This is a genomic window from Candidatus Stygibacter australis, from assembly GCA_030765845.1.
In the GTDB taxonomy this organism is placed as follows: Bacteria; Cloacimonadota; Cloacimonadia; order Cloacimonadales; family TCS61; genus Stygibacter; species Stygibacter australis.
On sequence record JAVCDJ010000162.1, the window covers coordinates 1 to 12,413 of the forward strand.

Consider the following 12,413-nt stretch of genomic DNA (forward strand, 5'->3'; position numbering starts at 1 on the left):
TTTCATATCCTAAATCGCTGAAAAAATCAATTATAAAACCTTGATCAATACCATTCAATTCAATTATCGTGTTCTCTGCTGATTGTCCCTCAATGGAGACAAATGCTCGAAGAGTAACTGGGAATTTTTGATTATTCAATTCAGTAGAATATATTCCATCTACCAGATGTATTGTGAGTGGATTATCTTCATCCGCAGTAATGAAATGTAATGCCTGGTTCAGAGTCTGCTGAGGATCACCCGACGTTATGCCACTATTTTCATCATCACCATCAGGGGAAATATACATATCTGTATATACTCTTTCTTTTTTAGGATGCAACATCTCAAATATAGTTGAATCATAGTTCTGATTATCATAATTATTTTCTCCTTGATAAAATTCATATCCAAATGGCTCAGTAACTGTAAATGTATCGACAATTATATCAGTTGGTAAACCATTATATTCCAATGAGCTAAATATGTCATTTCCGGTAATGGCATAATTATAATAGAAGTTATTTCTATTATCTTCAGAAAAGGCAATATCGGTTGTCAAATAACAACTCATCATACCTCCACCATGTAATTCAGCGTCATTATACCTGAAAGTATTTCCTTCAAGATAAACCTGACCACCTTCAATAAAAATTCCACCTCCAGTTACTGCTCTGTTATGCTCAATAATGCAGTTTATTAATTGCAAAGATGTTTCCGATGTATATATACCTCCACCAAACCTCCAATTAGGAGCAGGATATCCAATGCCATTGGTTATCGTAAATCCTCTCAATATAGTTCCCTCACCTTCATCATTATGAAGCGCAACGCAACAGCTATTCTGGTTTCCATCTATTATAGTATTTCGAATATAATCTCTATGCCCGGTTGTTAATTCCATACTGGCAACTGTGATTTCTTTCCCATTATAATCGATATTCTCATAATATCTGCCCGGAGATACCAGCACAGTATCTTCATTCGCACTGGCATTGATCCCTTCCTGAATCGATATAAAATCACCATTACCCTCTATATCGACCATAATAGTAGTTCCCTGCAATAAATAAATCAGTAACAATCCCCAAACCAGCAACAGCGATTTTTTCATAATCATATCCTTCTATATTAACCTGACGCCCCGAAGAGCGCCAGGCTTTATCGAGTTTCGAATTACGAGTCTCGAGTCACGTTATTTCATCAATATCACTTTCCGGTTTACTATTTCTTCTCCTACCTGCAATCTAATGTAATAAACTCCGCTACTCACCTTATTGCCGGCATTATCATCTCCCTTCCAGACTATATTATAGTCATCAGGACGGAAGGTTTCAGCAGCCAGACTTTTCACTTTTTGTCCTCTGATATTATACACATCCAGATTGACCAAACGAGTTTCTTCCAGATTGAATGAAATGGTCAGTTCCGGATTGAATGGATTAGGATAGCAACGCAGATTATGATCTACTGGAATTACTTCTTCATATCCTCTTTCAAATGATACTTCATAATGTATTCCTGGAGTTCCGGTCAGTAAACTTTGCTGTTCATATTCTCCACTATCTTCATCAAATACCAGATAGCTGTTACAGCGCTCGATCTCACTGCGATCATCATACCAGAAGGCAAATTCTATTTCTTCACCCTCATCTTCTTCTAGGATATAGGCACAGATCTGACAGATTGTATCTTCCACTACCTGAGCACCCTTGCAGACATCATTCACATATACTGCCACTTCCTGGGGCAGATTATCTTCTTCAAAATAGGCATATATGGGCTGATAATCAATCTCATCCACAAAAGTAAAATGCTCTGCTACCGGACGAACTCCCAATTCATCTTCCCGGGTGGGAGTTTCCCATGGAAAACGGTGAGTACTAGATACAGTCGTGATCATCACCGCATCCATATAATTCAGATAGCATGAAGTTGGAGTACCCGTCCAGGGATCATTTACAGTATTTCTGCTGATGCACCAATTCTGTGTCCAGATTTTAATGGCATCATCTGTCACTGCACTTGGGAAAGCATCCAACACCCTTTGAGCAGAAGGTAAATAATAACCCAGCCAGTCTTCACCAGGCGAAGTATAAAGTGTAACGTCTTCCTCGCAAAGTAATCCACTGGAAAACATCACGGGATCACCGGTGCCTGTTCTCTGTAATTTATAGCCTTTTGTACTGTTAACTTCATATGTTGGTGGAGTCCAATTCCATCCCGTAGTAATCCAACCATAAACATCACAAGTAGAAGATCCATACCAGGCATAAAAATAACTGGTAGGTTCAGGTCTCCAGTTCTCCCATGCTTCATCTACATCAATATCATCTCCAGCGTTTTCAGTAAAATGATCAGGATCAAGGGGCAATTTAGGGAAACATTTCCATATATATACTCGTGCACTAGCGCTGTCTGCCCATTTATACACATCATGTTCATAAGGGTTCCAGCCCATATCAGCCACAGAACCATCCGGATCATCATAATCACTGTCATCATTACCTTTATTGATGCAGGGACTATAATATTCTAATGGATATTCGGTATATGAAATAAATTCAGGATCAGTATTGATATTACCAGTACCGGTATTTAAACCTTCTACATCACTATAAGTGATTTCTATATCAGTTCCAGTGGGCACTTGCGGTGTCCCATCATTGTCCCAGATAATGCAATTTACTAATTCCAGAGTAACATCATCGGTATTCTCCACATAAATACCTCCAACACCATAAGTGGAAGTATTATCTGCTATAGTAACGCTACCCAAATGTATGGAATCATTATAATAACCACCTGAAACTCCAGCCATATATATTGCTCCGCCATTAGCAGTTGCCGAATTGCCATACATCAGTACTCTATCAGTATCATTACTGTTAATGAATACTCCATAGGTGTATAAGCCTCCGCCACAATTTGCAGAATTACCATTAATCACACAATTTTCCATATCAAAGGATGCAAATGTGCCATAAATACCTCCCCCATTTTGTGAGGCAGTATTATTGCTGATTATGCAGTTAGACATAGTACAATTACTTCTTATTGGTTGACCCCCAATATATATACCACCACCATAAGTTGCACTACAATTTATGATCTCACAGTTTTCTAAAGATATATCTCTATTCGCTGATAATTTTATCCCTCCACCATACAATGAAGGACAACCATTCCTGATTATTATATCCTCAAAGTAAGTTGTTGTTGCTTGGGATGCATCAAAATCGATACAAGATGAATTTGTACCAGAACCATCAATATATACGCTTCCTGAACCATAACGCTTTATTGTTAATCCTACAGCTCCGATTATGATAGGATCATAGGCACCAGCATATACATTTATAATTTCCCCATTTAGGGAATTGGTTTCTGCATAATCTACAGCATCTTGAATTTCATTAAATTCTGGAGGTGTAGGACTTGTATAATCATCATCGACATAAAGAGTAGCGCTTAAAAGCAGCGGAATTAGCATAATGAATGCTATAATATATTTTTTTACTTTACACATTATTGTCTCCTGTGTATATTAAATCAGGGTTATTTATTAACTTAGCTGTCTGAGTATTCTCAAGATGCTCAGGCAGCGATTTTATTTACGAAATCAGTCAAAATCTTTTAACTATCCGGTAGTCAGAGCATTTAACGTTGGGTGGGAGTTGTCTCATGATTAATAATTGAACTCAGATAACACTGATATTTCTCTGATAATAAGGTTAGTAACAGTGAATAAGTTAGTATCATTTTCGGATCAGTGTAAATTCGCGAAATCCGTCTAATCAGTGTTCTATATTGAATTATTAGACACCACCTTGCCCTCAGCGGAATTTAAAACGATCTTCCAGGAAAATCGACTGCAAGCTTCCTGCTGTGTATGATCTGATCGCCGTATATATATATATATACTCACTTAGCAAAATCATTAACCAGCACCTGAAAGCAGTCATAATCAATATCTCCTCTAAGATATTTACATAGCCAATAACAAATTCAAATATGGAACAACAGCTTAAATGATGTCAAGTTAAATTTACACCATCCAGTGATAAATGTACTACATAACGATTCAATCAGAATTACGTTGATTAATGTTCCAAAATCTCAAAATAATTTACTGTCCCAATAAGAGAAGAATCATATAGAGGAGATCCCTATCTAAAACAAATATGATCTACACAGAAAAATGATATATTTTGCTTTTATAACATTTTATCGTGGCATTTAGCGGCTTTTGTAGTTAAAATCTCACCATATTACAAATTAAACCAATCGTATTATTCGATAAAATACTATATAAACCCCGTAACTACCATTTATCATAAAATTCCCACAAATTACTATATCTTGCTCTGTAATTATCTACTATACAATATATTAAAACAATTCTCCATCCAACATTCGACCCCCTGTACCCTCCCTGTGGGTTCCCTGTGGCTTCAGGCACATAATGTATAAGTTAAGCACACAAAATATAACAATAGTTATATATGTAGAATATAGTTATTACTCATAAATCAGACAAATTCCAGAAAATTAAAGTAAAATCAATGTTGATTATCTGAAAATGCTCATCAATGGTTATAGGATAATGATATTAAAGGATAGTAAAGATGCTGGTATCAAAAATAAATGGACAATAAGATGTATGAAATAAATATTAGATTATCGGAGAAAATTATCATTGAGAGGTATATATGCTGAAGAGATTATTTTTATTTTTATTTTTCATAACCATTATCATGCAATTGCCAGCCAGGGGAATAGATGATGGCACAAGTGGCAAAAAGCTTGATCTGCTGCATTATCATAATGTGGGAAATATCTGGTTGAGAGTTAGTAACTATGGATTTTTTGGTTCCGGCAAGGATATCACACCACGTTATCCATCCCTGGAATATCCTGGTGGAAGTGGGATAGATTATTTGTTCCGTGGTTCATTATGGTTTGGCGCTAAAAAAATTAGAAGAGATGGTTTTGGCAGGAAATTGTATTGGGTGGAAAATCCTGAAGATGAGAATGATGTGGTCACAGAGCTTGATGATGACTGGAATGAAAGCCTGAAGCTGGTTGTGGACACCCTGGTAACAGTGGGATATGATGGTGATTGGGATATCAAGGAGATGCTGCCGGCTTATAATCCTCTGGAAACCTCACCCTTGGGAGAGCAATATAGTCATTACAATGCCTATGACGTTACGATGACCACCTCGATCCGTCAGCAGCGACGGGGGGAAGATGATGATGGAGACGGCAGGATTGATGAAGACCCCGTGGGATATGCATTCCCTTTCAGGGCTGGTGATGAACTGCCGGAAGTATTTAGTGATTATGGGGAATATTATCTGCACTATATAAGTGTAAATGAATTTGGACCTGTATTGGATAATGTGGATATCTGGTTCCCATTAGGATTTGTGGATTTGTCAGATTGCAATAATCAACTATTCAATTTCACTCAGTCAAATGATGATGATGGAGATGGTTTGTTTGATGAGGACGGCTATCCTGTATCGGAGCAGGATTTTATTGGCTATTATTATGATTACAGTCCCTTTGGTACTTCAACCGAGCGGGACTGGGGAAATCATAAGGATCGAAGCGATCATATTCCCTTAAAAATACGAGTGCGTCAAATGAGCTACCAGTGGAGTTATGAACACATCAAGAACCTTGTATATGTGGAATTTGATGTTACAAATATGAATTTTACGACTACTTATAGTGATACACTTTTTGATTGTGCAATGGGAATATATATGGATTCAGATGTGGGACCTCAAGCCTGGGATGCCATTTATGCTGATGATGTGAGTTCCTACGTTAAGGGAGTTGGCTATGAATTTGCCTATACCTATGATCTGGATGGTGATAGTGGACTTACACGTGGAATGGTAGGATCCAGAGTATGTACACCAGACCCTGATCAGTTGGAATTTGCCTGCTGGACCTGGGATAGCGGAGATGGACCAGATGATCTGCATCCCCTGGATATTAATGCTTCCACGACAGCAAATGAGAAATACTGGCTGCTTACTGATTATCAGAATCCAAATGATGAAAAATATACATCCCTGAGAAGGTTTCCCGATGCCCAGTTAAATTCCGGTGGACTCGATACACGGTATTTATTTGGATTTTATGGAGCTCAGGAGCATACTGGAGATACAGATGAACCTGGGGAAGATGGATATGGAATAGCAGATTATCTGGAAACAGATGAATTTGGTAATTATTTCAAGCGCTGGAATCTGCCACCTGGCAAAACGATGAAGATCGTGATCGCAGTATTTCCGGGTGATGACCTTTTAAGCTTGAAGCAAACCTCTATCCATGCCAAAGATACTTATGGAGAAGCTCAGGGACTTGCAGAAGTGACTCAGCCGGATACATTTATTCACTATATTCCACCGGAACCGCCAGAGATACCCATGATGTTTGCTGAACTGGTAAATGAAAGCATGGGCATAGATGTTTACTGGGATAATCGCTCAGAGATGGATAATGTTGATACAAAAACCGTGAAACCGCAGCAGATTGGCTGGCAGGTAGAAGATTCCCTTTACGTGCTTGATAGTAATTTAAGCGTGTGGGAGGATGATCCTCAGTTTAGAATAGATTGTCCTCATGAATTTGCACCTTATGTGTGGGATGAAGATTTTGAGATGTACACAACTGAGGAGACAAATCGCAATAGTAATGCCTATGTGAATCCCTGGACTGGAGACCGACTTCGCCATGATTTTCAGGGTTATTCATTATGGGGTAGAAGTGGAAGCGGATCACAGGAATTCTGGATGCTCAAGCAGCGTTGGGATAAGATTGATACTGATCAGGACTATGAAGATTATATGATAAATTACAATTCAACGCAGTTTATAGATTTTGGTGGTGAAACCGGGTTGGAGCGTGGATTGCCAAATGGAAGGTTATTAAATGATAGCGACCTTCCTTATTTTCATTTTGATCCTGTTTACAAGCTGGTGCAATATACTCAAGATGATATCGATAACCAGACTTATATATTTGGAGAGCCGATATATAATTTTGATGTGGATGATGATGAAGCATATGCAGCATCAGTGGTACTAACCTTTAATGAACAGGCACTGCTTTACTGCAATCCTAATCTAAGGGATGATATATATCTGGAGATTTATGATGATAAGCTGATCCCCTTGAATAATCACCTGGGTCAGTCAAATATCGGTGATGCAGTAAGGATGGAGAAGCTGAGGCAAGATAGATTAAGCCGCAGATATTATAAGGCATCTATCAATCATCCACCAAAGGGTATAGAATATTATGTGGCTGCAACAGCCTGGGATAGAGGGATGCCTTCCTTGAATATTCCTGTCCTGGAATCAGCCCGTGATATTGATGCAAATATGAAAGTATTCTTCCCCGGATCACAGGCACAGGATGATCTGGATAATATTTATGTGGTACCTAATCCATATATAAGTCACAGCAAATTTGATGGTAGAAAGACGAATGATATAAAAGGTGATAAAAGTCGCCGTTTATGGTTTGCAAATCTGCCGGAAAGGTGTACGATAAAAATCTGGACTTTAGCCGGAGATCTGGTAGAAGTACTGGAGCATGATGGAAATAATAATTATGAAGAAATACTTTCCGTTTCCAAAGCTGCTGTTCAGGCTCAGGCAGCAGGTGGGATAGAACCCTGGGATCTTTTGACAAGATATAATCAGATACCAGCACCGGGGATATACCTGTTCAGCGTCCATGATCATGATAGCGGAAAGAAGAAAGTGGGTAAATTTGTAATTATCAAATAGCTGAAATTGCCCTTTCTAAAACCTTGCGAATGGACTTTAGCCCTTCGCAATGGTTAACTGACAGGAGCAAGGTATATGCCCCTAAATGGCTTATTCGATTATAGTTATAAGTTTTTATTTCCCGGTCAACCATTGCGAAAGTATGAACACCATTCGCAAGGTCTTGGCTGATGGGATTGAAATGTCAATAATTTGCATTGACATGAAAGAAAGGGATACATAAATGGATTCAGAAGATAAAAGCAGATAAGGAGTTCAAAATGGGCAAAGGCGATAAAAGAACGAAAAGGGGCAAGATTATCCAGAAAAGTTATGGTAATTCACGTCCTAAGTCAAATAAAATAGAAAAGAAAAAATAAACAAAGAGCAGAAGCCGTGCTCTGTTTGATAAGCTGCCTGCTGTCCGGTGACGGCAGGCATTTTTTGGTATAAAAACAGGAATAAAGAGCCAAAAGTGAATATTAGTCTGTATTTTCTGGGTAAATATTTCAGATCTCCTCGCAAAGAATGGCGGAGACCAGGATCGATGTTTATGGTACTGGGGATCATTATCTCAGTAGCCACACTCACTATCGCTTTCACTATTTTTGATGGTTATGAACGCATGCTGAAAAAAACTATCCTGAGTACAAATTCGCATGTCTATTTATTCAGTACAAGCAGAGAAGATCTTTCCGAAGCAGATGTATCAAGATTAGATGATTTTTTTGCCGGAAAGCCGGAAGTTAAGGCTGCTGGCGGTGTGGTTATCAGCCAGGCAATGGCTGTCACGAGAAAGCAGAAAGTCGTAAGTAAAGTGCTTAGCTGCCAATTGCGAGGTTTGGACTGGGACAAAAAAGAGCTGCCGATCACCTATCGAGAATATGTGAAAAAGGGTAGCTGGAAACTTGAAGCAGAAGACGATGTGGTAGTGGGCAGGCAACTCGCTGAGAAGCTGGGTCTGGATGTTGGTGATATTATCTACCTGGTGAGTCCAGCTCAAAATAAGATGAGTCTGCTGGGTATCAAATCACAAAGTCATCCTTTCAAGATAGTGGGACTTTACCACAGCGGGATATATGAAAGCGACAGCAGGATAGTATTCATGCAGCCGGAGCAGGCCTGGGGATTCAGCAATCAACCTGGCAGGTACTCCAGATATGAAGTAAAATTACAGCCGGAGCAGATTGATCGGGCAGATTACCTGGCATATTTATGGCAGAATGAACTTGAACTTGATTTTCAAATATCCACCTGGCAGGATTTCAACAGCAGCCTTTTTAATCTTTTGAAACTTGAGAAATGGGTGCTGTTTTTTATTCTGAGTTTTCTGATCGTGGTGGCGTCATTTAATGTGGTATCATCTGTGAGTACTGAGATAATAGATCGCAAGCGCGATATTGGGATTCTGAAAACAATTGGATTTTCCAATAAAAGTCTGAGAAAAATATTATTGAGCAGGATATTGGGTACCGGAGTGCTGGCAATATTTGCCGGAGAATTAATAGGTATGTTTTTAGCCTGGCTTGCCAGCATACAGGAATTTTTCAAATTGAAGGGAGATGTATATTTCCTTGATAAGATAAATGTGTATTTTTCTATTCCGTCAATGCTGCTGATATTGTTAGTGGCATTTATTATTATATATCTGGCAGCTGCATTACCCTTAAGAAGATTGAACAGGCTGCAGATAACGGGAATATTACGTAGCTGAAGGAGAGATAATGGAACTTGTGAAAGCAAAAGGAATCAGGAAAAGTTATCAGGAGACAGAAGGAGAACTGCAAATTCTCAAAGGACTTGACCTGATCGTGGAACAGGGAGAAACTGTGGCGATCACAGGAGAATCAGGCAGTGGGAAGAGTACACTTCTTCATATTCTGGGACTTCTTGATCAGGCGGATCAGGGAGAAATTTTCTTTAGGGGAGAATTACTTGATACACGCAGCATCAAGGCAGATGAATTCCGCAATAGTAAACTTGGTTTTATCTTTCAATTTCATTATCTTCTGGAAGATTTCACAGCTTTGGAAAACGTGGCATTGCCTAATTTCTATCTTACCGGTAAACGTAAAGCTGCTGAGCAGAAAGCAGCAGAATTACTAAAGAAACTGAATCTTGAAGGAAGAGAATCTCATTTTCCTAACCAGTTAAGTGGAGGAGAGCAGCAGAGAGTGGCAGTTGCCAGGGCATTGATAAATGAACCGGATATTGTGTATGCAGATGAACCCACAGGGAATCTTGATTACAAACATAGCAGCGAATTAGTGGATATTTTGATTGATTTAAATCATTCCAGGGGTCAAACCTTTGTTATGGTGACCCATGATAGGCAGATAGCAGAGCAGATGCAAAAACAATATGTGCTTGAAAATGGAGTTTTAAGAGTCAGGTAGAAATGGCACTTCCAAATAAAAGACGCTGGTTGCTGATAGTTATCTGGATTGTTGTACTAGTGAATATTCTATATTTCGTCTTTATGCGGATGAATATTAAAAACAGACTGGTTCAAAAATACGGTGTAGGGTATCTGGAAAAAATAACTGGTGGTAAGGTTATCATTGGTGATTTTTCATTTAATGAAAAATTTGTAATGATCGAGGGATTCAGGCTTATTTTGCCATCATCATCTTTGGAATTTTACGCGGAAAGCATCCATATAGAATATAATCTGATGCAATTATTATGGCGAAGAGTGAAAAATCAGCCTTTTCTGGAAAATATCTTTGTCAATAAACCATATCTAAGATACTTCATTGATCCCAGACCAGATAAAAATCGTCCCCCAAAAACTAAAACTAATGATCCGCCTTTACCGGAGTTCAGGAAACTATTCAGGAAGCTTAATCTTTATGAAGGTGAAGTGGAATTTGTTCTTGATGTAGATGAATTCATGATTGATGAGAGATTTCATCATCTAAGTGGTGAGATGCAGACCGAGAACGGAGTAAGTGCACTGATAACTGGTAATACTGATAATGGCGGAGTAATGCAGACTCAGTTAGACCTAAGCGGAGGTTGGTTCAATTCACTATCTGCCCGAGTGGAAGATTATATGCCCTATGATATGTATATCACTGAAATAGATTCCTTGAAAGCACTGTATGATATTAAATTTACTTATTTACCGGAAATGATGACGCTTGATGCAGGTCTTAAGGATATATATCTGGAAGTGGCAGGGAGAACAATTGTGGCTGACAGTCTTGATTTGATTGGGGACAGCAATGAGATAGATTTTCGGTTTGATGATCCCGTGGCTGATGGAAATGCCGTGCAGGTGGCAGGTAAGTTGTTGAACACTTTCAGTTCCATAATAGGGGTGGATGCTGATTTCAGCGGGGAAAATGTGAGTTTATTGCCATATCAGAATATACTCAAAGGCAAGGGAAATTTTCAGGGTCAAATGACAGGTCGCTTTACTGACTTCAAAATAGAGGTTGATGCCCAGAGTGACAGCCTTGAGTTAGCCGGGCAAAATATCCGTCAGGCAGATGTCTCGGCAGTGATCAGTAATAATGAGGTAGAATTTTCTCTGAATAAATTAGTGTGGGAAAAGAATAATTTTGAGGGAATCGGATTTTATGGTTATGATAATACAATTTTCTCACAAGTAACAGCAGACTCAATCGGGTACTCCATATCTGATATCAGCATTAATGGTAAACTTGCTGCAGAATACAGTAATAAGCCAAATGAACCGTCACAATTGACTTTAAGTGATGTAACTTTACACTCTCCCTGGCTGGATATTGATAAACTGGAATTAATGGTGAATTACGAACATCCCCGGATCCGCTTTGCATTGCACAGACTGCATAATGACATTTCATTAACAGGTGAATTTGATCTGGAAACAGAAAGCTATGTGGCAAAACTGGAATTGAGAAGATTTCAGCTAGGTAAGTCTTTTGATATATTCACCTTCCCAAATTGCACCGGCAGAATAATATTTCAGGGAGATAGAGACAGTCTGCTTGCTGATAGTAATCTCAGATTTTATGATCAGCATTTCGGTAATTTTGATGGCAGGATAATTACTATAGCAAATCTGGATTTCAAAAACAATCACAGCAATTTGGAATTGCATACAGGCAAGGCAAAATATAATTATAACAATCTCCAGATCGATTTAAAGGCTGAAGGCAATCTGGATAGTATTAGTACTACATATTTTAATCTTAATGATCAAGTGGATTTGGATGCTTCATTCTTTCTCAAGCCAGAACCAGCCTATAAATTTCAACTTAGTTCCCAGGATCTGGATATCAAGGATATTATGAAATATCTAGTAGATTACCGCTCCTTGGAAGATTATAATGGCAAGCTAACTATGGACCTTCAGGCAGACAGCAGAGGACAGGGAGATTTTGAAGGCATCATTGATGCAAATGATATGCAATATAGAGAAACTCAGAAATTATCTTTAGATCTAAATCTGCAGGGTGATAACCAGAAAATTACAATTGAACAGGGAAGAATATTTTCTCAAAAAAAAGACCTGGGATTTGTTCAGGGCTATCTTACATTTTTCCCTGAACTGGAAATCGATCTAAATGCTGATCTGCCCAGTTTTGATCTTAGTAGAATATTCCCTGAAAGCGAAGTTATTGGAACAGGAAGAGGTAATCTTGGATATAA

Annotated in this window: 6 protein-coding genes; 4 read left to right on the forward strand and 2 right to left on the reverse strand. The window is 38.6% G+C overall.

Annotation, left to right across the window (positions count from 1 at the left end):
* Both RAO94_08005 and RAO94_08010 read right to left on the reverse strand, forming a co-directional pair.
* Nucleotides 1–1,093: hypothetical protein (locus RAO94_08005; protein MDP8322279.1), on the reverse strand; the 1,093-nt coding region annotated here is incomplete at its 3' end.
* Nucleotides 1,094–1,174: 81 nt separating this feature from the next.
* Nucleotides 1,175–3,508 (reverse strand): T9SS type A sorting domain-containing protein, encoded by a 2,334-nt coding sequence (locus RAO94_08010; protein MDP8322280.1) that lies wholly within the window; start codon nucleotides 3,506–3,508, stop codon nucleotides 1,175–1,177.
* A 1,183-nt stretch (nucleotides 3,509–4,691) separates the two neighbouring features.
* Here RAO94_08010 and RAO94_08015 point away from each other — a divergent pair.
* The 4 genes from RAO94_08015 to RAO94_08030 form a co-directional block, all read left to right on the forward strand.
* On the forward strand, nucleotides 4,692–7,793 hold the full coding sequence (locus RAO94_08015; GenBank protein MDP8322281.1) for a hypothetical protein: 3,102 nt from the start codon (nucleotides 4,692–4,694) through the stop codon (nucleotides 7,791–7,793).
* A 454-nt stretch (nucleotides 7,794–8,247) separates the two neighbouring features.
* Entirely contained in the window at nucleotides 8,248–9,486 is a 1,239-nt protein-coding gene (locus RAO94_08020) for an ABC transporter permease (protein MDP8322282.1), read from the forward strand.
* Between the two features lie 10 nt (nucleotides 9,487–9,496).
* Nucleotides 9,497–10,168, forward strand: a complete 672-nt coding sequence (locus tag RAO94_08025) for an ABC transporter ATP-binding protein (GenBank protein MDP8322283.1) — start codon at nucleotides 9,497–9,499, stop codon at nucleotides 10,166–10,168.
* Between the two features lie 2 nt (nucleotides 10,169–10,170).
* Nucleotides 10,171–12,413, forward strand: a 2,243-nt coding sequence (locus RAO94_08030; GenBank protein MDP8322284.1) for a hypothetical protein, incomplete at its 3' end; no start/stop codon positions are given.